The organism is Caulobacter sp. GW821-FHT11E11 (assembly GCF_058808315.1).
In genome coordinates, this window is the sequence record NZ_JBXARO010000007.1 from 146754 (window position 1) to 166793 (window position 20040).

20 protein-coding genes and 1 pseudogene are annotated in these 20040 nt (G+C 68.1%); 8 read left to right on the forward strand and 13 right to left on the reverse strand.

Going from position 1 to position 20040, the window contains the following annotated elements; all coding sequences use genetic code 11:
* Positions 1-154 precede the first annotated feature (154 nt).
* From AC1RR5_RS18335 to fliL, 5 genes are read right to left on the reverse strand one after another with little or no spacing between them, the layout of a single operon-like run.
* Positions 155-3016, reverse strand: a complete 2862-nt coding sequence (locus tag AC1RR5_RS18335) for a tetratricopeptide repeat protein (RefSeq protein ID WP_492923664.1) — start codon at positions 3014-3016, stop codon at positions 155-157.
* Positions 3017-3025: 9 nt separating this feature from the next.
* Positions 3026-3835, reverse strand: a complete 810-nt coding sequence (locus tag AC1RR5_RS18340; RefSeq protein ID WP_492923666.1) for a MotE family protein — start codon at positions 3833-3835, stop codon at positions 3026-3028.
* A complete protein-coding gene (locus tag AC1RR5_RS18345) occupies positions 3835-4395 on the reverse strand; it encodes a DUF6468 domain-containing protein (RefSeq protein ID WP_492923668.1) in 561 nt (186 codons plus the stop codon). Before AC1RR5_RS18345 ends, AC1RR5_RS18340 begins: the two co-directional genes overlap by 1 nt.
* Complete coding sequence (gene fliM, locus AC1RR5_RS18350) at positions 4392-5534, reverse strand: flagellar motor switch protein FliM (RefSeq protein WP_492923670.1); 1143 nt, start codon at positions 5532-5534, stop codon at positions 4392-4394. Before fliM ends, AC1RR5_RS18345 begins: the two co-directional genes overlap by 4 nt.
* Before the next feature lie 26 nt (positions 5535-5560).
* The gene (gene fliL, locus AC1RR5_RS18355; protein WP_492923672.1) at positions 5561-6181 is read right to left on the reverse strand and encodes a flagellar basal body-associated protein FliL; all 621 of its coding nucleotides are present in this window, start codon (positions 6179-6181) and stop codon (positions 5561-5563) included.
* A 227-nt stretch (positions 6182-6408) separates the two neighbouring features.
* Between fliL and flgF the strand changes: the two genes are divergently transcribed.
* From flgF to AC1RR5_RS18380, 5 genes are all read left to right on the forward strand, one after another.
* Positions 6409-7146 (forward strand): flagellar basal-body rod protein FlgF, encoded by a 738-nt coding sequence (gene flgF, locus AC1RR5_RS18360; protein WP_492923674.1) that lies wholly within the window; start codon positions 6409-6411, stop codon positions 7144-7146.
* A gap of 12 nt (positions 7147-7158) precedes the next feature.
* Positions 7159-7947, forward strand: coding sequence for a flagellar basal-body rod protein FlgG (gene flgG, locus AC1RR5_RS18365; protein WP_492923676.1), 789 nt, complete (start codon positions 7159-7161; stop codon positions 7945-7947).
* A gap of 4 nt (positions 7948-7951) precedes the next feature.
* Entirely contained in the window at positions 7952-8731 is a 780-nt protein-coding gene (flgA, locus tag AC1RR5_RS18370) for a flagellar basal body P-ring formation chaperone FlgA (RefSeq protein ID WP_492923678.1), read from the forward strand.
* A gap of 15 nt (positions 8732-8746) precedes the next feature.
* Positions 8747-9481 (forward strand): flagellar basal body L-ring protein FlgH, encoded by a 735-nt coding sequence (gene flgH / locus AC1RR5_RS18375; protein ID WP_492923680.1) that lies wholly within the window; start codon positions 8747-8749, stop codon positions 9479-9481.
* A gap of 115 nt (positions 9482-9596) precedes the next feature.
* Positions 9597-10064 (forward strand): hypothetical protein, encoded by a 468-nt coding sequence (locus AC1RR5_RS18380; RefSeq protein WP_492923682.1) that lies wholly within the window; start codon positions 9597-9599, stop codon positions 10062-10064.
* 3 nt (positions 10065-10067) lie between these two features.
* Here the strand turns inward: AC1RR5_RS18380 and dxs are convergent, their stop codons facing one another.
* From dxs to AC1RR5_RS18410, 6 genes and pseudogenes are all read right to left on the reverse strand, one after another.
* Positions 10068-11990, reverse strand: coding sequence for a 1-deoxy-D-xylulose-5-phosphate synthase (dxs, locus tag AC1RR5_RS18385; protein ID WP_492923684.1), 1923 nt, complete (start codon positions 11988-11990; stop codon positions 10068-10070).
* 17 nt (positions 11991-12007) lie between these two features.
* Positions 12008-12907, reverse strand: coding sequence for a polyprenyl synthetase family protein (locus tag AC1RR5_RS18390; RefSeq protein WP_492923686.1), 900 nt, complete (start codon positions 12905-12907; stop codon positions 12008-12010).
* Complete coding sequence (locus AC1RR5_RS18395; protein ID WP_492923688.1) at positions 12907-13161, reverse strand: exodeoxyribonuclease VII small subunit; 255 nt, start codon at positions 13159-13161, stop codon at positions 12907-12909. Before AC1RR5_RS18395 ends, AC1RR5_RS18390 begins: the two co-directional genes overlap by 1 nt.
* 109 nt (positions 13162-13270) lie before the next feature.
* Positions 13271-13929: pseudogene (locus AC1RR5_RS18400) on the reverse strand (histidine phosphatase family protein).
* On the reverse strand, positions 13926-14846 hold the full coding sequence (locus AC1RR5_RS18405) for a histone deacetylase family protein (protein WP_492923690.1): 921 nt from the start codon (positions 14844-14846) through the stop codon (positions 13926-13928). The pseudogene AC1RR5_RS18400 and the gene AC1RR5_RS18405 overlap by 4 nt, the downstream one beginning before the upstream one ends.
* A 3-nt stretch (positions 14847-14849) precedes the next feature.
* On the reverse strand, positions 14850-15191 hold the full coding sequence (locus AC1RR5_RS18410; RefSeq protein WP_492923692.1) for a winged helix-turn-helix transcriptional regulator: 342 nt from the start codon (positions 15189-15191) through the stop codon (positions 14850-14852).
* 121 nt (positions 15192-15312) lie between these two features.
* On the opposite strand from AC1RR5_RS18410, the gene AC1RR5_RS18415 reads away from it, so the two are divergent.
* From AC1RR5_RS18415 to AC1RR5_RS18425, 3 genes are all read left to right on the forward strand, one after another.
* Entirely contained in the window at positions 15313-16320 is a 1008-nt protein-coding gene (locus AC1RR5_RS18415; RefSeq protein WP_492923694.1) for a zinc-binding alcohol dehydrogenase family protein, read from the forward strand.
* A gap of 42 nt (positions 16321-16362) precedes the next feature.
* Positions 16363-16869 carry a GNAT family N-acetyltransferase gene (locus tag AC1RR5_RS18420; protein ID WP_492923696.1) on the forward strand — a complete coding sequence of 169 codons (507 nt, stop codon included), beginning with the start codon at positions 16363-16365 and terminating at the stop codon, positions 16867-16869.
* Positions 16870-17046: 177 nt separating this feature from the next.
* Complete coding sequence (locus AC1RR5_RS18425) at positions 17047-18225, forward strand: vWA domain-containing protein (protein WP_492923698.1); 1179 nt, start codon at positions 17047-17049, stop codon at positions 18223-18225.
* Between the two features lie 21 nt (positions 18226-18246).
* Here AC1RR5_RS18425 and AC1RR5_RS18430 read toward each other — a convergent pair whose 3' ends face one another.
* Positions 18247-19665: a calcium-binding protein gene (locus AC1RR5_RS18430; RefSeq protein WP_492923700.1), complete on the reverse strand. Its 1419-nt coding sequence runs from the start codon at positions 19663-19665 to the stop codon at positions 18247-18249.
* Positions 19666-19675: 10 nt separating this feature from the next.
* A complete protein-coding gene (locus AC1RR5_RS18435; RefSeq protein ID WP_291870269.1) occupies positions 19676-20020 on the reverse strand; it encodes a helix-turn-helix domain-containing protein in 345 nt (114 codons plus the stop codon).
* Between the last annotated feature and the right edge of the window lie 20 nt (positions 20021-20040).

The window sequence follows — 20040 nt, forward strand, 5'->3', positions numbered from 1 at the left end:
CTCTAACTAGGCTAAACGTCTAGAGCCCGCCATAAGACCAATCGGGTTTTGACGGGTGAATTTTCGGTGACGCAGGCACGCTCCGAGGCCGGTCATGCCTCGAAGTTCAGCGAAATTGGCGCTGACGGGAAACGCCCTGCCCCAACAGCTCGCTTCAGCGAGCGCCGGCGGGCTTTCCGGTGCGGAAACGGTCCTTCATCCGGCCGATCCAGCCATTGAAGGCCTCGTTGTCGGCGGTGACGCGGCTGAAGTCGGACGCCGAGAGCGATTCGACATTCATGCCCTGCAGGGCCACCCGCAGGCCGTCCGGGTTATTGGCGCTGTCGACGAAACCCGACCAGCGCTGGCGCAGGCGGGCCAGCGACTTGTCGTCGTCGGCAAGGCTGTAGGCCACGGCCGCGCGCAGCAGGCGGGCCTCGTCGCCGGGAGCGAGAGCGCCCGGGGTCTTGAAGCGCTCGCCCAGCGACCGTTCGTACATCGCGCCGGCCAGCGGCCAGGTGTGCTGCTTCCAGGCGATCTCGGCGCGGATCTCCTGGCCGTCGCGGCTGGCGTCCTTCTCGATCAGCTCCACGGCGTCGTCGTAGCGGCCCAGGCTCATCAGGGCGCGAGCCGTGGCCAGGCGACGCTCGGCGTTCAGGGCTGGCGGCAGGATCGTGGACCGGGTCGCGTTGATGGTGTCCAGCGCGTCTTCCGGCTTCTTGTTCATCAGGTAGATCCAGGCCAGGTCGGTGGCGACCTGGGCCTTGGGCACGCCGTTCAGGCGGTTGTCGACCTGGTACTTGAGCAGCTTGCCGGCGTCGTCCAGCAGGTCGACATCGACCAGGCGGCGCACCAGGTTGCGAACCATCTGGTCGCCGTCGGCGCCGATCGGGGTCAGGTCCTGGAAGTCGTAGAACAGGCCCACGGCCTGGATCGGCTGCATGCCGTCGGCCAGGCCTTGCAGGAAGAGCTGGCGGAAGGTGTTGGACAGGTCGTTCTGCAGCGCCACGGCTTCCGGGCGGTCCGGCAGCTGGCGGCCGGCCGAGCGCAGCACTTCCAGCGCCTCGCGATAGCGGCCCTGGTCGATATAGAGCTTGCCCAACGCCCGGATGACTTCCAGCTCGACACCGTCGCCGCGCCAGCGATAGCGCAGCTGGTTCAGGGTCTCGGCGGTCTTGGCGGCGGTGATCTGGCCCTTGGCGTAGCCCAGCTGGGTCGCGTGCAGGATGGCGGGCGTGGCCAGGCGATCGATCGGCGACTTGGCGATGGCCTGGAACATGCGCTGCGCGCGGACCTTCTCGCCCTTGGCTTCGAAGATGCGGGCCTGGGTCAGGCGGATTTCCAGCTGGTCGGCGATCGGGACCTTGGGCTGGGCCAGGGCCTTGGTGATCAGCTGCATGGCGCCGGTCAGGTCGCCGACGCCCAGCGCCGCCTGAGCCTGGGCGTGCAGGAACCGCGCGCGCCAGACCGGCGGGAACAGGTCGAGCGCCCGACCACCGCCCGAGAACTTGCTGCGCGCATCGGCCCACTGGCCCTGCTTGGCCGAGATGTAGCCGCGCCACATGGCGCTGGACGGGTCGTCGCTGAGGACGGGCGAGGAGAAGTCGGCGTCGGCCTCGGTCAGGCGACCAGCCATCACCTTGGCCACGCCGCGCAGGCCGCGGAACTCGGCGTCGCCCAGCAGGGTCTGATGCTTGCGGCCCGCGGCGTTCAGTACGCCGATGGCCTCGAACGACATCTGCGAGCCGACCAGGAAGCGGGCCAGGGCCATGCGGGCGCCGGTGTCGCTGTCCTTGCCGTCGCCTTCCGGCGCGGCGGGAATGGCGCCTTGCAGGGCGTTGTAGCGGGTCAGGAACCCGCCCGAGCCGGTCTTGGGCCAGTTTTCCAGGTCGATCAGGGCCGGCATCGACATCGGCTGCGGCGCGCCGGCGGCGGCCTCTTCCGGCGGCGTGTTGGCCGAGATCGGCGACAGGATCAGGCCCTTGGGCCGGCCGATGCGCAGCAGGTCGCCGTCGGCCTGGACCAGGAGGTCGGTGGCGTAGGTCTCAATGGCCAGGCCCTGCACCGACTGCAGCAGCGCCATCTCGACATATTCGCGGCGCGACGGCAGGCCCTTGGACGGGGCCAGGGCCGGGGCCACGATCATCTTGTCGCCGACGGCCGGGTCGTCGACCCAGACCGCCTTGGTCACACCCGAGACGGTGGCCGACAGTGTCGCCGGGTGCACGCTCTCGTCGCGCGCCACCTTGATGACGTCGGGGCTTTCTTGCGAGCCGGGGCCCAGGCTGATCTTCCACAGACCGCCCTGCCCTTCGGCCACATAGGGCTTGCCGGCCTGGGTGACGATGCGCAGCGCGCTGTAGTCCGCGCCCTTGAAGACCTGGAACTTGGAATAGCCGATGCTGGACGAGGGCAGCTTGGAGGTGTCGAGGCGCGCGGGCGTGTCGAACACGATCCAGACGGCCTCGCCGCGCCGGAAGACGGCTGCGCCCGCGGGCGCAGCCCAGTTGAAGGCCAGGGTGACCTGCTGGTCCTGGCGCTCGAACTCGACCTTGACCACGCCGCCGGCGGGCATGGGGTTCGGACGGCCGATCGGCGCGGCGGCCGTGGCCGTCTGCTGGCTCGCCGGCGGCGCGCCCGGACGGGCGAAGATGTTGACGAAGTCGACGCCGTCGGCGTTGCCCAGACGCGCGTCGGCGTCGTCGGTCAGGGTCAGCACGATCTCGAGCACGCCGTTGACGTGGCGGGCCTCGGAGGCCTTCACCCAGCGCGGCGGGGCGATCTTCAGGCTGGAGAGATCGGGATTGGCGTCGCGGTTGAAGCGCAGCACCAGGGTCTGGCCCTCGCGGTGCGAGACCATCCGCGCGCCGCCGGCCCAGTGGAACTCGACCCGCGAGAAGTCGGCAGCTTGCGCGACGCGCACGTCCAGCGAGCCGCGCGCCGCGACGGGCGGCGGCGCGGCGTAGCCGGACGGCGCCAGCGTCCCCGCGATGACCGCGGCGGTGACGCTGGAGCGCAGGAGCTGACGAAGGGTCATGGGCCTCGCTTAGCCTGCTTTCTTGGGAGCCGACTTGGCCTTGGGCGCCGCGGCGCCGGCCAGACCGGCATCGGCCTGCTGCGTCGGCGCGGCCGCGCCCGGAGCGGCGGCGGCGGCGTTGTCGGCGATCGCGGCCTTGCCCTTTTCCACGGCCGGATTGGCCATGCGCGAGGCCAGGCGCTCGGTCAGGATCTTGGCTTCGCCCGGCGCCATGTTCGCCAGGATCTGCGACAGGGCGCGTTCCTTCATCTTGGCGGCGATCGGCAAACGAACTTCGTCTGAAAGCAGGGTGATGCGAGCGGCGGCGTCCTTGGGCTTCATGCCCTGATAGACGGTGACCAAGCGATCGACCTCGGCCTGCTTCTGGTTGTCGACCTGGCCCAGCAGCCCCTGGATATCGCCCTTCAGGCCAGTCAGGGACTTCATCTTGGCGTCCAGCTTGGCCTCGGCGGCGGCCAGCAGCTGCAGCTGGACGTCGATGTCCTGCTCGCGCTGGTCCAGCTGGCCGCGACGGGCGCCCAGGCTCTGCAGCACGCGCAGTTCGGCGGGCGACAGGCCGGCTTCCTTGGCCAGGGCGTCGGCCGATGGGGCGCAGACGCGCGGCGGCGGGGCGTTGGCGGCGGCCGGCTGGCCAGCGCCCTCGGCCGAAGCCGCCTGTTCGCCGTCCTTCTTGCCTTCCGGCTTGGCGACGCCTTCAGCGAAAGCCTTGGCCCCGCCCAGCAGGTCGGGCAGCGACTTGGCGCCGGCCATGGCGTTGATCGCCAGCACGCCGCCGACAGCGACGCCGACCAGGGGGAGGATGCGAGGAACGTTCTTCATCAGCGGGGCGCTCTGGGGTTGCTTCCGGGACGCGAGCCATCGGTCGGTCCGTCGAAGAGGTCATCATCGATCCGCGTCCGTGAACGCGGGGTTTCGCGGGCGGCGCTGGGGCCTCCCAGATTGGGGCGAGCGGCCGGCGGAAGGCGATCTTCGCGATCCAGCAGACGCTCGAAATCTTCGGCCTTCAGCCGGCGTTCCGGCTGAGCGGCGGGGTCAGGCTCACGGCGCGTCGGCGCCGGACGCTCGACGCGCTCCGGACGGGCGGCGGTCGGGGCCGGCAGCGGACGGCTGGTCCGCTCTTCCAGCTGGGCCGCCAGGGCCTGGGCGCGCTCGATGCGCAGCGCCAGGGTCTCGGCCGCCTCGTCGGTGGCCGCGCGCAGGTCGGCAAGGCCCTGCTCGGCGCGGGCCGCGGCCTGGTCCAGTTCCGTCACCGCCTTGGCGAAGCCCTCGTGGCTGTCGCGCAGGGCCTTCAGGCGGCGCTCGAGACGCCAGCCGAAGACCAGCGCCGCGATCAACAGCACCGCGAGGAACCCGTTCATGGCGAGGGCGATCAGGCTCATTTCAGCTTCTGCACGGCCTTCTTGGCGGCGGGCGTCAGCGGCGCCTCGGCCCGGATGGCGATCGAGTGGTTGCGACGCCCCATGCGGCCGCGCGTCAGCCGGATGGTCCCGGCCCGCAGCTCGACCAGGCTGTCGGGCGTGGCGTTCAGCATCAGCGTGTCGCCGACCTGCATGTTCAGCACGCGCGACAGCGGCACCTGCTGTTCGTCCAGCACGGCGCGAACCTCGGTCTGGGTGGTCCACAGCTCGGTGGCCAAGTGGCCTTCCCAGATGTTGTCGCGACCGAACTTCTCACCCATGAACTGCTGCAGCAGCATCTTCCGGATGGGTTCCAGCGTGGCGTAGGGCAGCAGCAGCTCGATGCGGCCGCCGCGGTCTTCCATGTCGATGCGCAGCTTGACCAGGATCGCGGCGTTGGCCGGACGGGCGATGGCCGCGAAGCGCGGGTTGGTTTCCAGGCGGTCCAGCGAGAAGCCGACCGGATGCAGAGGCTCGAAGGCGGCCTTCAGGTCGTGCAGCACCACTTCGATCATCCGCTGCACCAGCACGCGTTCGATCGTGGTGTAGGGACGGCCTTCGATACGCATGGCCGCGGTGCCGCGACGGCCGCCCAGCAGCACGTCGACGATCGAGTAGATCAGGTTGGAGTCGACCGTCAGCAAGCCGTAGTTGTCCAGTTCCTCGGCCCGGAACACCGCCAGGATGGCCGGCAGCGGGATCGAGTTCAGATAGTCGCCGAAGCGGATCGAGCTGATGTTGTCGAGGCTGACCTCGACGTTGTCGGAGGTGAAGTTGCGCAAGGACGTCGTCATCAACCGCACCAGGCGGTCGAAGACAATTTCCAGCATCGGCAGGCGCTCGTACGAGACCAGCGCCGAGTTGATGATGGCGCGGATGCCCGTGCGGTCTTCGCCGCCGTCGCCGGAGAGGTCGAAGCCCAGCAGGCTGTCGATCTCGTCCTGGTTCAGGATGCGCTCCGAACCGGCCTCGCCGCCGCCGTCGTCCCAGCCGCCCATGCCGCCGGAGAAGTCGCCGAACTCGTTGCCGCCGCCAGCATCGCCGCCGCCATCAAAGGCGCCGGGGGGATTTTGCGAGGCCCATTGGGCCATCGCCGCCTGATCGTCGATTTCGTCCGCCATGTTCATTTGCCCAACCAGCCCGAAGGCTAATTGATCAGCATCTCCTCGATGAGGACCGCGTTCACCTTGGCCGGCGCGGCGACCAGGTTCACCCGGCGCAGCAGCTCGACGCGTAGTTGGAAGGTGCCCTGCGAACCATTCAGGTCCTCGGGGCGCAGTTCGCGCAGGAAGGTCTGGAACATGTCCTGCAGCCTGGGCAGATTCGGCGTCAGCGCCTCGGCGGTGTCCTCGTCGGGCAGCTCGAAGGTCAGCTTCAGCTTCAGGAAGGTCGACTTGCCGTCGGCCGTCTGCATGTTCACGACGATGTCGGGCAGCGTGTAGAAGACCACGCCGTCGGGGCCTTCCTTGATCACGGGAGCCGGACCGCCGGCGGCAGCGCCTTCCTTGCCGCCTTCGCCGCCCTCGCCGCCTTCCTTCTTCTTCTCTTTCTTCTTTTCCTTCTTCTCTTCCTTGCCGTGCTCGCCGGCTTCCGCCGCGGGCTTGGGCTTCATCAGGAAGAAGGCCGCGGCTCCGCCGCCGCCCAGCACCAGGACGCCCGCCGCGATCGCGATGATCAGGATCGGCGGCTTCTTTTTTGCAGGAGCTTCGCCCTCGGCGCCCTCTTCGCCTTCGGGGGCGGGAGCTTCCTTTTCGGGTTTCTTGGCCACGCGTGCGGTTCCTTGGAATCTATACCCGTACACATGCGGGGGACATGGTTAACGATGTGTTTTGGAAGCCATTCTGTCGCAGGCTGAATCTGCCCGGCAGACTCCTCCACACACCCCTGCGTTAACCTTCCTATTTGTTGATTTATAACGCGTTTCAGGGCTGGCACGAAGGTTGCTTCTAGGGATGCGGCGCATTTGTCGCGCCAGTCGCCCCGAGTTAACTCGCCATGGACAACGCGCTCTACGTCGGCCTCTCGCGTCAGATGACGCTGCGCCGCCAGCTCGACATCGTGGCCAACAACATCGCCAACGCCAACACGACCGGCTTCAAGACCGAGGACCTGATGGTCCGCACGGAACAGGCCAAGCCGGCCAAGACCCTGGATGGCGCGGCCCCGGTGAAGTTCGTCCTGGACGACCGGGTGGCTCGCGACTTCACGCAAGGCGCCATGACCAAGACGGGCGGCGACTTCGACCTGGCCATCGAGGGCAATGGCTTCTTCCACATTCAGACCGCCTCGGGCGATCGCTACACCCGTGACGGCCGCTTCACGACCAATCCGGAAGGCCAGCTGGTCACCGAACAAGGCAACCAGGTCCTGGACGAAGGTGGCGGCGCGATCACCATCGACCCGACGCTGGGCCCGGTCTCGATCGGCAAGGACGGCACGGTCAGCCAGGGCGCGGTTCGCGCCGGCCGCATCGGCGTGGTCCGCCCCGACGACCTGGCCTCGTTGGCCAAGGACGGCGACAACCTCTACCGCAACACCACCAACACCACCCTGGCAGCCGCCCCGGACGCCCGCGTCCATCAGGGCATGCTGGAATCCTCGAACGTCCAACCGGTCATCGAGATCACCAAGCTGATCGAGATCCAACGCGCCTACGAGGGCGTGGCCAAGATGATGGACAACACCGCCGAACTCTCGCGCAGCGCCGTCGAGCGTCTGGGCAAGCTCAACTAAGGAACGCTAGCGATGCAAGCTCTCCGCACCGCCGCTTCGGGCATGTCGGCTCAACAGCTGAACGTCGAAGTCATCTCGCACAACATCGCGAACATGAACACCGTCGGCTTCAAGCGCCAACGGGCCGAGTTCCAGGACCTGCTGTACCAGCAGGTCGAACGCGCGGGTTCGCAGTCGTCCAGCAACGGCAACGTCGTCCCGACGGGCGTGCAGGTCGGCGGCGGCGTCAAGGCCGGCTCGGTCTATCGCATCACCGAGCAAGGCACTCCGACCCTGACCGACAACCCGCTGGACGTCGCCATCCAGGGCAAGGGCTATCTGCCGATCCTCATGCCCTCGGGCGAGACGGCCTACACCCGCGCCGGTAACTTCTCGACCAACGACCAGGGCCAGATCGTCACCGAGGACGGCTACACCGTCCAGCCGGGCATCACCGTCCCGCAGAACGCCACCGACATCATCATCGGCAAGACCGGCCTGGTGCAGGTGAAGCTGGACGGCCAGACCGACCCGCAGACGATCGGCCAGATCCAGCTGGCGACCTTCATGAACGAAGGCGGCCTGGAACAGATCGGCGACAACCTGCTGCTGGAAACCGCCGCCTCGGGCGCGGCCACCCTCGCCGCCCCCGGCGAGCCGGGCTTCGGCACCCTGATGCAGCACTACACCGAAGCGTCGAACGTCGACGCGGTGACGGAAATCACTCAGCTGATCACGGCCCAGCGCGCCTACGAGATGAACTCGAAGGTGATCACCACGGCCGACCAGATGCTCCAAGCCACCTCGCAGCTGCGCGGTTAAGATCATGAAGACCCTGCTCCTCGCCGCCGCCGCCACCCTGGTCATCACCGCGATCGCCGCCCCGGCCTTCGCCGGAACGCCTGTGACTCTGCGCAACGACACCACCGACTCCGACGGCCGCATCACGCTGGGCGACCTGTTCGACGGTGTCAGCGGCCCGGCCGCCAACCTGGTGGTCGCCGCCCGCATGGGCCCCACCGCCGTGCTCGATGCCGGCCAGGTGCAGGTCTCGGCCCGTCGCGCCGGCTATGACTGGACCAACGGCAACGGGATCCGCCGCATCATCGTCCGCGAAGGCCTCGACAACGGCGGCGTCTCGGGCAATGGCGTCGTTGGCGCCAGCGCTTCGCGCGGCAATGTGGAAGTTCTTGCCTATGCCCGCAGCATGGCGGCCGGCGAAATCGTCCAGCCCCAAGACCTGATCTACGTGAAGATGGCCGGCGCCCCTGCCGACGCCCCCCGCGACTCGGACGCCGTCATCGGTCTGGCGGCCAAGCGCCCCCTGCGTGAAGGCAGCGCGGTGTCCCTGCGCGATGTTGCCGCAGCCCAGGTCATCAAGAGCGGCGACCTGATCACCATCACCTACGACGAAGGCGGAATTTCCCTTACGCTTCAAGGGAAGGCCATGGCCGCCGCCGCGGCCGGCGACGTCTTCGCGGTCCAGAACATCCTCTCCAAGAAGATCATTCAGGCGGTCGCGACCGGTCCCGGAAGCGCCGCCGTGGGCCCGCAGGCCCGGAGCTTGCAAGCCCGTTCGCAACCCGTCCGTTTCGCCGCTCGCTAAGAGGTAGCCCACCCCATGCGTCGCCCCGTTCTCATCGCCGCCGCCGTCCTGCTCGCTCCGCTGGCCGCCTGCTCCACCGTCACCGAAGCCGTGAAGGGCCCGAACCTGGCCCCGGTCGGCTATCCGGCCGCCCTGGCTCCGATGGAGCAGCAATACGTCTCCTCGCGTGAGCCGGCCCCGCAGGCTGCCTCGGCCAACTCGCTGTGGCGCGTCGGCGCCCGCGCCTTCTTCAACGATCAGCGCGCCAGCCGCGTCGGCGACATCCTGACCGTGATGATCGACATCGACGACAGCGCCAGCACCAAGAACCAGACCGCCAGCTCGCGCACCTCGAACATGAAGGCCGGCATCCCGAACCTGCTGGGCCTGGAATCGAGCCTGGGCAAGGTGCTGCCGGGCGGCTTCGATCCGGCCAACGCCCTGAACACCAACTCGGCCACCACCAATGCCGGCGCCGGCAGCGTCCAGCGCTCGGAAAAGATCAGCCTGACGATCGCCGCCGTGGTCAGCCAGGTCCTGCCGAACGGCAACATGGTCATCCAGGGCACCCAGGAAGTCCGCACCAACGCCGAGCTGCGCCAGCTGACCGTGGCCGGTATCGTGCGTCCGGAAGACATCTCCTCGGCCAACACCATCAAGCACACGCAGATCGCCGAAGCCCGCATCAGCTACGGCGGCCGCGGCGACATCAGCCGCGTACAGAAGACCCCGGCCGGCCAGTCGCTGGTCGAGAAGTTCTCGCCCTTCTAAGCGAGACGGAACGTCGAACCTGACGGGCGCGGCGGCCGCAAGGCTTCCGCGCCCGGTTTCGTTTCAGGAGCCATTCGGGCCCCCGCTGCGTTGATCGAGCGAGGAGGACCATCCCATGGCGTCCCGCATCGCTCTTGCCGCCCTCGCGCTCATGACCGCCGGCCTGGCTGGCTGCGCGCACGAGAAGGTCGCGGAAGGCGGCTATCGCTGGGCCTATCTCGAAGCCGCGCAGGAAGCCCCGCGCCTGGCCTATGGCCGTCCCAACAGTGACGACGTCCTGCTGATGATCAGCTGCCGCCCCGGCCAGGATCAGGTCGATGTCTCGGCGCTGGGCCTATCGGGCTCGGAGATCGTCCTGACCTCGGGCCGGACAGAGAGCCGTTTCCCCGCCGACGCGCTGGAAGACGAGGTTTCTGGCGGCAAGCTGCTGGAAGGCCGCGGCCGCACCAGCGCCCCAGCCCTGGCCAACTTCCGCAAGTCGGGCGACCTGGACCTAATGGCCCAAGGCGCGCGCCACAGCCTGACGGCAGGATCTGCCGACCAGGGTCACGTGAAGGCCTTCTTCAAGGCCTGCGGGGTTTAGGCTTCAAGCCCGGCGGCCAGTCCCGGCCGCGCTGACATTGTCCATGCCCAGGGCGGATAGGGCGCCGCGCAGGATGCCGTCGGCGTCTAGGCCGGCCTGGGCGTACATGGCGTCGGGCTTGTCCTGGTCCTGGAAGACGTCGGGCAGGCACAGGGTGCGGATCTTCAGGCCGCGATCGAACGCGCCATGCTCGGCCAGGGCCTGCAGCACGAAGGCCCCGAAGCCGCCCATCGAGCCTTCTTCGACCGTGATGATCGCCTCGTGCTCGCGCGCCAGGCGCAGCAGCAGGTCGAGATCCAGCGGCTTGGCGAAGCGGGCGTCGCAGACAGTAGCCGAGAGGCCGCGCGCGGCCAGCAGGTCGGCGGCCTTGAGACTTTCCGACAGGCGGGTGCCGAACGAAACGATGGCGACGCTGGTCCCTTCGCGGACGATGCGGCCCTTGCCGATCTCCAGCGGCTGGATGTCGGTCGGCATCTCCAGGCCCAGGCCCTCGCCGCGCGGATAACGGAAGGCGCTGGGGCGGTCGTCGATGGCGGCGGCGGTGGCGACCATGCGGGCCAGCTCGACCTCGTCGGCGGCGGCCATCAGCACCATGCCGGGCAGAGCGCCCATGAAGCCGATGTCGAAGCTGCCGGCGTGGGTGGGGCCGTCGGCGCCGACCAGGCCGGCGCGGTCCATGGCGAAGCGCACCGGCAGGCCCTGGATGGCGACATCGTGCACCACCTGGTCGTAGCCGCGCTGCAGGAAGGTCGAATAGATCGCCGTGAACGGCTTCATGCCGTCGGCGGCCAGGCCCGCGGCGAAGGTCACCGCATGCTGCTCGGCAATGCCGACGTCGAAGGTGCGGTCCGGGAAGGCCTTGCCGAAGATGTCCAGTCCCGTGCCCGAGGGCATGGCGGCGGTGATGGCGACGATCTTGTCGTCCTTCTCGGCCTGGCGAACCAGTTCCTGGGCGAAGACCTTGGTGTAGCTGGGCGGGCCGGCGGCCGCCTTCTGCTGCTGGCCGGTGACGACGTCGAACTTGGCCACGGCGTGCAGCTTGTCGTCGGCGCCCTCGGCCGGGGCGTAGCCCTTGCCCTTCTGGGTGACGCAGTGGACCAGCACCGGCTTGTCGCCGAAGGCCTTGGCGTTCTTGAGCACGCTGACCAGGGCGTCCATGTCGTGGCCGTCGATCGGGCCGACATAGTGGAAGCCCAGCTCTTCGAAGAAGGTGCCGCCGGTGACCATGCCCCGGGCATATTCTTCCGCCTTGCGGGCCGCTTCACGCATCGGGGTCGGCAGCTTTTCGACGACCGTCTTGCCCAGCTTGCGCACCGAGCGGTAGGCGCCGCCCGAGACCAGGTTGGCCAGATAGGCGCTCATGCCGCCCACCGGCGGGGCGATCGACATGTCGTTGTCGTTGAGGATGACGATCAGGCGCTTGGTGGTGTCGGTCGCCGCGTTCATCGCCTCATAGGCCATGCCCGCGCCCAGCGAGCCGTCGCCGATCACGGCGATGACGCTGTTGTCCTCGCCCTTGGCGTCGCGCGCGGCGCAGAAGCCCAGCGCCGCCGAGATCGAGGTGGCCGCGTGGGCCGCGCCGAACGGGTCGTACTCGCTCTCGGCCCGCTTGGTGAAGCCCGACAGGCCGCCGCCCTGGCGCAGCGTCTTGATGCGGTCGCGGCGGCCGGTGAGGATCTTGTGCGGATAGGCCTGGTGGCCGACGTCCCAGATGACGATGTCCTTGGGCGTCTCGAACACGTGGTGCAGCGCAACGGTCATCTCGACCACGCCCAGGCCCGCGCCCAGATGCCCGCCCGTCACCGACACCGCGTCGATCATCTCGGCCCGGACCTCGGCGGCAAGCTGCTTGAGTTCCGGTACCGACAGGCCCCGCGTGTCGGCGGGCGAGGCGATGGTGTCGAGCAGTGGCGTTTTGGAAGACATGTTTGACAAAAGCGCGGTCAGTTGCGGCGGTCCAGCACGAAATCAACGCTTTCGCGCAGATGTTCGGCTCGTTCGCCAAAGATTTCGAGATGGGAACGGGTCTGGTCGGCCAGAAGCGCCACGCGCTCTTTCGCCGCGTCCAGCCCCAGCAGGGTGACGTAGTTGGCCTTGCCCATGGCGGCGTCCTTGCCGCCGGTGGCCTTGCCCATGGTCTCGGGGTCGCCCTCGGCGTCCAGGATGTCGTCGACGATCTGGTAGGCCAGCCCCAGGTCCTGGGCGAAGGCCATCAGCGCGGCGCGCTCGGCGTCCTTGGCCCGGGCGATGATCAGCGGGATCTCGAAGGCGAAGGCGATCAGGGCGCCGGTCTTCAGGCGCTGCATGCGCGCCACCGCGCCCAGGTCGTCGCGGACGCCCAGGATGTCGATCATCTGACCGCCAGCCATACCCTTGGCGCCCGAGGCGATGGCGAGCTTCCGCACCAGCTCCGAACGGACATGGCCGTCATCGTGGGTGTCGGGGTGGGCCATGATCTCGAAGGCGGCCGTCTGCAGGGCGTCGCCCGCGAGGATGGCGGTGGCCTCGTCATATTGCTTGTGCACGGTCGGACGGCCGCGGCGGACGTCGTCGTCGTCCATGGCCGGCAGGTCGTCGTGGACCAGGCTGTAGGCGTGGATGCACTCCAGCGCGCAGGCCGCGCGCAGCACCGGCCGCTCGGGCAGGTCGAACATCTTGCCGGTCTCGAGCGCGAAGAACGGGCGCAGGCGCTTGCCCGGGCCCAGGGCCGCGTAACGCATGGCCTCGGTCAGGCGGGTCTCCGGCCCATCGGCGCGCGGCAGCAATTCATCCAGCGCCACCGTGACGATGTCGGCGGCCTGGACGATGCGCCGCGCCAGATCGGACGGGGCCAGATCGGTCATCAGTTGAACTCGGCCGCTTCGGCGGCGACGGCCCCGCCTTGGCCGAGAACGATCTTCTCGACCTTAAGGCGCGCGGCCTCCAGCTTCTTCTCGCAGTGGGCCTTCAGGGCCGCGCCGCGCTCGTAGATGTCGATGGAGCGCTCCAGCGGCGCCTGGCCCGACTCCAGCTCGGCCACGATCCGCTCCAGCTGCGCCAGGGCTTCCTCGAAGCTCAGGGCGGAGATGTCTGCGGGGGGGCTGGCGGCGTCGGTCATTTCAACTCTCAGGTGAACAGGCGTGAGCCTAGTGTCCCAGGCCGACGCGAGCAACGGCCTAGAGCCTGGGCGTGGTTAAGGGAAGAGGGTTTGCGAGATCAGGGACAGATCAGGCGCGGCGGAAGCGCTTGATGCTCCAATAGGCGTGCCCCTCGTCGACCAGTTTCGTCAGGCCGCGCTGCTTGAGCGCATCGGCGATCATCCAGTTGAAGAAGCCGTGGGCGACCACCAGCACGTTCTGGCCCTGGTCCGACAACTCGACCAGCAGGTCGGCGGCCTTGCCGGCCCGGACCTCGGCCTGCGCGCGAGTCTCCTGGCCGCCGTGGTTGTTGAAGAACCACCACCAGAAACGGGCGAAGAAACCCAGGCGCTTGGGCGACATCTTCAGCCACAGCGGCCAGGGCGGCGGCGGCAGCGGGGCCTCGATGAACATCGGATCGGTGGCGAAGGCCCGGCCCCTGGTCACCGCCTCGGCGGTCTCGATGGCGCGGCGGCGGGTCGAGGCGATGATGGTGTCGACCTCGAGGGCGATGACGATCAGCTGGTCCGGCGGGGTCTGGCCTTCCTTCAGGCCGCCCACCTCGTAGCGCGCCCACCACTCGCCGTATTCAGGCGCGTTGAGCTTCACCTTGCGCGACAGGGCGGGTTCGCCGTGGCGGGCCAGGGTGATGACGCCCGGTCGCACGGGCGGGGATGCTTGGTCGGCGGTGGTGACGTCGGCCATGTTGTAGAGAAGTCGGTCGGCCGATGGCCGTTCCGTCCTCTCACCCCTCCTGAAGAGCGCGCACATGCGCGGCGGCGGAACGCCCCAGCGCCTGGAGGTCGTAACCGCCCTCGAGCGAGGACACAACCCGGCCCTTGGCGCGGGCCTTGGCCACCGAGACGATCGCGCGGGTCGCCCAGGCGAAGTCGTCCTCTTCCAGGCTCTGCGCCGACAGCGGATCGCGGACGTGGGCGTCGAAACCGGCCGAGACGATGACCAGTTCGGGCGCGAAGGCGTCGACCTTGTCCATCAGGCCCTCGAATCGCGACCGCCAGGTCTCGCGCGGCGCATGCGGAGCGACGATGGCGTTGGCGATGTTGCCCACGCCCCGCTCCGACGGATCACCGGTGCCGGGATACAGCGGCGACTGGTGGATCGAGGCGAAGAACACCGTTGGGTCGTTCTCGAACACCGCCTGCGTGCCGTTGCCGTGATGGACGTCGAAGTCGACGATCGCCACCCGCTTCAGCCCCGCCGCCTGAGCCGCGCGGGCCGCCACGGCGACGTTGGAGAAGACGCAGAAGCCCATGGCCGTCCCTGGCTCGGCATGGTGCCCCGGCGGTCGCACGGCGCAGAACGCCCGCTCGGTCTCGCCCGCCGCCACGGCCCGCACCGCCGCCGCGCAGGCTCCGGCCGCCCGCCGCGCCGCCGTCAGGCTGCCGGTCGACATCACCGTGTCCGGATCCAGCGACCGCCGGCCGCTGCTGGGCGCGGCGGCAAAAACGGCCTCGACGAAGGCTTGGGGATGCACCCGCAGCAGGTCCTCAACATCGACCAGCGGCGCGTCCTGGGGCTCCAGCTCCAGGTTAGGATCATCGTTCAGGGCGTCGATCACCGCCCGCAGGCGCTGGGGGCTCTCCACGTGGCCGTCGCCGGGCTGGTGGTCCAGCATGTCGAGGTGGGTGTAGAGGGCCAGGGTCATCGGTCAGCCGGCCTTGCGCTCAGGCTCGGCCGTCAGGCCCAGCACATTGGCGTCGCCCCAGGCCTTCAGCGCGCAGATCACCGGCTCCAGGCTCTTGCCCTTGGTCGACAGCGAGTATTCGACCTTGGGCGGCACCTCGGCATAGACCGTGCGGACGATCAGGCCATCGGCCTCCAGCTCGCGCAGTTGCTTGGTCAGCATGCGCTGGGTCACCGCCCCCAGCTTCCGACCCAGGGCGTTGAAGCGCATGCGACCGCTCATCAGGTGGAACAGGATGACGCCCTTCCACTTGCCGTCGATCAGGCCCAGCGCCGCCTCGACACCGCACTCCTTGGGGTCTTCCATCGCAGGCCTCACAGTATCCAATTGGGTACTACATACAGAAAATGACCGTACTTGCGAAGATCGTATCGTGGAGCGATCTCCCTGCTGCGGTTCGAAACCGCCCATCTTTCTGGAGACCAACATGAAGATCGTCGGCTTCCGCGAGCTGCTGCCCGCCACCGATCCCAACGCCCTGCTCGACCTGGAAGCGCCCGATCCCGTGGCGACCGGCCACGACATCCTGGTGCGGGTGAAGGCCGTCTCGGTGAACCCCGTCGACACCAAGGTCCGCAGCCGCGCCCAGCCGGCTGAAGGCGAGGTCCGGATCCTGGGCTACGACGCCGCCGGCGTGGTCGAGGCGGTCGGCGAGGCCGTCACCCTGTTCTCGCCTGGCGACGAGGTGTTCTACGCCGGCGCGATCCATCGCCCGGGCTCGAACGCCGAGCTGCACCTGGTCGACGAGCGCATCGTCGGCAAGAAGCCCAAGACCCTGGACTTTGCCCAGGCCGCCGCCATGCCGCTGACCTTCATCACCGCCTGGGAACTGCTGTTCGACCGCCTGGGCGTGGCCCGCGACGGCGGCGAGGGTCAGACCCTGGTGATCATCGGCGGGGCGGGCGGCGTCGGCTCGGCCCTGATCCAGCTGGCCCGCAAGCTGACCAAGCTGAACGTCGTGGCCAGCGCCTCGCGCGACGAGACCCGCCAGTGGGTCGAGGGCCTGGGCGCGCACCAGGTGTTCGACCACGGCCAGCCGCTGGCCGACGAATTGAAGCGCCTGGGCCTGGAAGCGCCGGCCTATATCGCCGTGCTGACCCACAGCGCCGAGCACTTCCTGCAGGTCTCGGACGCCATCGCCCTGCAGGGCAAGATCGGCATCATCGAGGCCGACGGCGACCTCAACATCCGCCCGCTGCAGGCCAAGGCCGCCTCGATCCACTGGGAATATATGTTCGCCCGCCCGCAAGGCACGCCGGACATGATCGAGCAGCACAGGCTGCTGACCGAAGTCGCGGACCTGGTCGACCAGGGCGTGCTGCGCACCACCCTGACCCAGGTGGTCGGCAAGATCCGTGCGGCCGACCTCCTGGAAGCCCACCGCATCGTCGAGAGCGCCCGCACCATCGGCAAGGTGGCGCTGGAAGGGTTCTAGAGCGCGTTGCAAAGGTCCGGTCATGGCGGCTACCAAGTCGTCATGACCGACACCCTTCGCCGCGCCACCATCGAAGACGCCGACACTGTGTCCAGCCTGGGCGCGCGGACCTTCACGGAAACCTTTGCCCACCTCTATCCGCCCGAGGACCTGGAGACCTTCCTGGCCTATGCCTACGGGCTGGAGCGGACGCGGAACGACCTGGCTCATCCCGACAAGGCGACTTGGCTGCTCGAGGACGAGGACGGCGAGGCGATCGGGTATGCTTTGGCTGGGCCGTGTGATCTGCCGCATGACGAGGCGAGCGCCACGGATGGTGAGCTGAAGCGGATCTATGTGCTGAAGAGCCACCAGGGTGGCGGGCGTGGGTCGTTGCTGCTGAACACGGCGCTGGACTGGCTGGGCCCGCGCAGGATCTGGATCGGCGTGTGGTCGGAGAACTTCGGGGCCCAGAAGCTGTATGGGCGCATGGGGTTCGAGAAGCTCGGGGAGTATTTCTTCAAAGTCGGCGAGACGAACGACCTGGAGTTCATTCTCAGGAGAGCCTGAACTTCCCCCCACCTGATCGCTTCGCGATCGTCCGCCCCCCCCAAGACGGGCGGAACATGATCCTTCTTCCCCCTCCGGGGGAGGAGCGCGCCAGCGCGGAGGGGGCAAGTTCTTCAGCTCGGTTGCGTCCCGTTTGAGAACCCTCCACAATCGAACATCTGTTCGAAAGCCGCGCCGATGTTCCTTCGCTTCTTCTCCGAGCTCCGCCAGGCCAAGGTTCCCGTCAGCCTGCGCGAGTACCTCCTGCTGATGGAGGCCCTGGACAAGGACGTCATCGATCGCCGGATCGAGGACTTCTACTTCCTGTCGCGCGCCAGCCTGGTGAAGGACGAGAAGAACCTCGACAAGTTCGACCGCGTGTTCAGCCACGTCTTCAAGGGGCTGGAGACGGTCAACGAAGGCCTCGCCGCCGACATCCCGGAAGAGTGGCTGAAAGCCCTGACCGAGAAGTTCCTCACCGACGAGGAGAAGGCGCAGATCGAGGCGCTGGGCGGCTTCGAGAAGCTGATGGAGACCCTGCAGGAGCGTTTGCGCGAGCAGAACAAGCGCCACGAGGGCGGCAACAAGATGATCGGCTCGGGCGGCACCTCGCCGTTCGGCAATAACGGCTACAATCCCGAAGGCGTGCGCATCGGCCAGGACAAGAGCCGCCACGGCCGCGCGGTGAAGGTCTGGGACAAGCGCGAGTACAAGAACCTCGATGACTCGGTCGAGCTGGGCACCCGCAACATCAAGGTCGCCCTACGCCGCCTGCGCAAGTTCGCCCGCACCGGCGCGGCCGACGAGCTCGACCTGAACGGCACGATCAAGGGCACGGCCGAGAAGGGCTATCTGGACATCCAGATGCGCGCCGAGCGCCGCAACGCCATCAAGGTGCTGATCTTCTTCGATATCGGCGGCTCGATGGACGGCCACATCAAGCTCTGCGAGGAGCTGTTTTCCGCCGCCAAGACCGAGTTCAAGAACCTGGAGTTCTACTACTTCCACAACTGCCTCTACGAGACGGTCTGGAAGGACAATAAGCGCCGCCACACCGAGAAGATCCCGACCTTCGACGTGCTCCACAAGTTCCCGGCCGACTACAAGATCATCTTCGTCGGCGACGCGACCATGAGCCCGTACGAGATCACCTATCCAGGCGGCAGCGTCGAGCACTGGAACGAGGAGCCCGGCGCGATCTGGATGCAGCGGGTCACCGACATCTATCAGAGCTGTATCTGGCTGAACCCGACGCCAGAGCGGCACTGGGACTACACCCAGTCGATCGGCGTGATGAAGCAGATCCTGTCGGACCGCATGTATCCGCTGACCCTGGAAGGCCTGGACAAGGCGATGCGCGAGCTGGTGCGGGGCTGACGCCCCTCCCCCTCGCGCGCCCTAGTGCGTCGCAGACGGATCTGCAGGGTGGCCGGCGATGTCGGTCGTCGTCGCCTGACCAACCAGGCCCACCGACGCGTCGTCATAGTGGTCGTTGGCGATCGTCGTGCCGACCTTGAACGTCGCGGTGGTCGCGCCGCCAAGCAGGATGAAGACGTCCTCGCGCCCGTCGCCATCCAGATCGAAGCCGACGCGGACGCCCGACACGACCTTACTCACGTCGGTCACCTGCGCGGCGGTCGCCTCACCCAGCGTCGCGCCTTGCGCGGCCAGCACGTCATTGACGGCCGCCGTGTTGACAACGGTCATCTCGCCCTTGCCCTGCACCGACAGGTGGTCGCCCTTGGCGGCCGAGAAGTCGAGCACGACGCCCAGCAGGGCGTCGGTCTTGTTCGTCGGCTGCTCGGCCGAGAGCAGGAAGGTGTCGGCGCCGGCGCTGCCGGACGCCACCACGCGCGCGTTCATGACGATGGTGTCGTCGCCCGCGCCGCCGTCGATGCGGTCGATCTGGCCCGCGCGCGCGCCGCCGCCGTCGATATAGTCGTTGCCGCCGCCGCCGGCGATCACGTCGCCGTCCGACGTGCCGTACAGGTAGTCATTGCCGTTGGTGCCGACCATCGCCGCCTTGGCGCCGGCGAAGGCCATCTCCCGGACATCGCCGCTGCTCAGCGACAGCTCGTACTGGCCTTCAGGCTCGGCTTCGGCCCGCGGCGCCGAGGCCGTGGCGACCGAGGTCGAGGTCTGGACGTGGGCCACGTGGGCGCCGTCGACCGCGGGCAGGCCGTCGTGGCTCTGCGTGGCGGTCTCGATCACGACGCCCCGGGCCGTGACGGCCTTCACCGGCGTCGCCGCCGCGGCCTCGCCGGCCACGTGGGCCTGCGGGGTATGGCTCTGATCACGATCGGCCTCGAGATTGAGGGCGGCGATCAGCTTGGACGCCACACTCTCGATCTCGGGATCGTCGACGCGCGGCAGGTTCTCGAAGTTCAGGCGGCCGGCCTCGCCCAGGTCGACGCCGCGCAGTTCCAGGTACAGGCCCACGGCGATGACCAGCGACAGGAAGGACTGGGCTTCGCGGCTGGACGGGTTGAACGCCACCACGACACCGGTGGGGTCATCGACGTTCGAGGCCAGCACATGGCGCAGGGCGCCCCACAGGCTGCCAACCTGGTGGAACATGTCGACCGCCGCATCGTGCACCACGAACTGGCCGTCGATGCGGGCGATGTGGACGACCACGTCCTGGTTGCCATCGGTGACGACGTACCAGGGATCGCCAGAATCGGTCTGGCCGAACACGCCGTCGACCTCGCCATAGGTCGAAGCCAGTTGCTGGGTGAGCAGCAACAGCAGGCCCCGCTCGTTCGCGGACCAGTCACTGGCCGGAGGCCGGGGGCTGAAGGCTAGGATCTCACCCATTCAAAGCTCGTCAGGCTTGCGCCGCTCTGTCCGCGACAGGCTCGGCCTCTTCGGCCGCGCCGTCGAACAGCAGGCGGTACAGCTCAGGTTCGTAGTATCGCAGCAATGTGCGGGCGAATTGCCCAGGTTCAAGCCCCAGGCTCTCGGCCCAGACGGCTTGGGCCTCGATCGGCACGCGACCGAGACCGTTCTCCACCTGAGACACGAAGGTGTAATAGCGCAAACCGGTCTTCTCGGCCAATTCCGCTTGTGTCAGGCCTACCGCTTCACGCGCAGCCTTGAGCCAACGCCCCGCCTCACGGCGGAGAGTCTTGGTCAACGCCGCCTTGGCGGGGTTCATCGCCGTTCTGGACATCGCTAAGCCGCTTCCGCGCC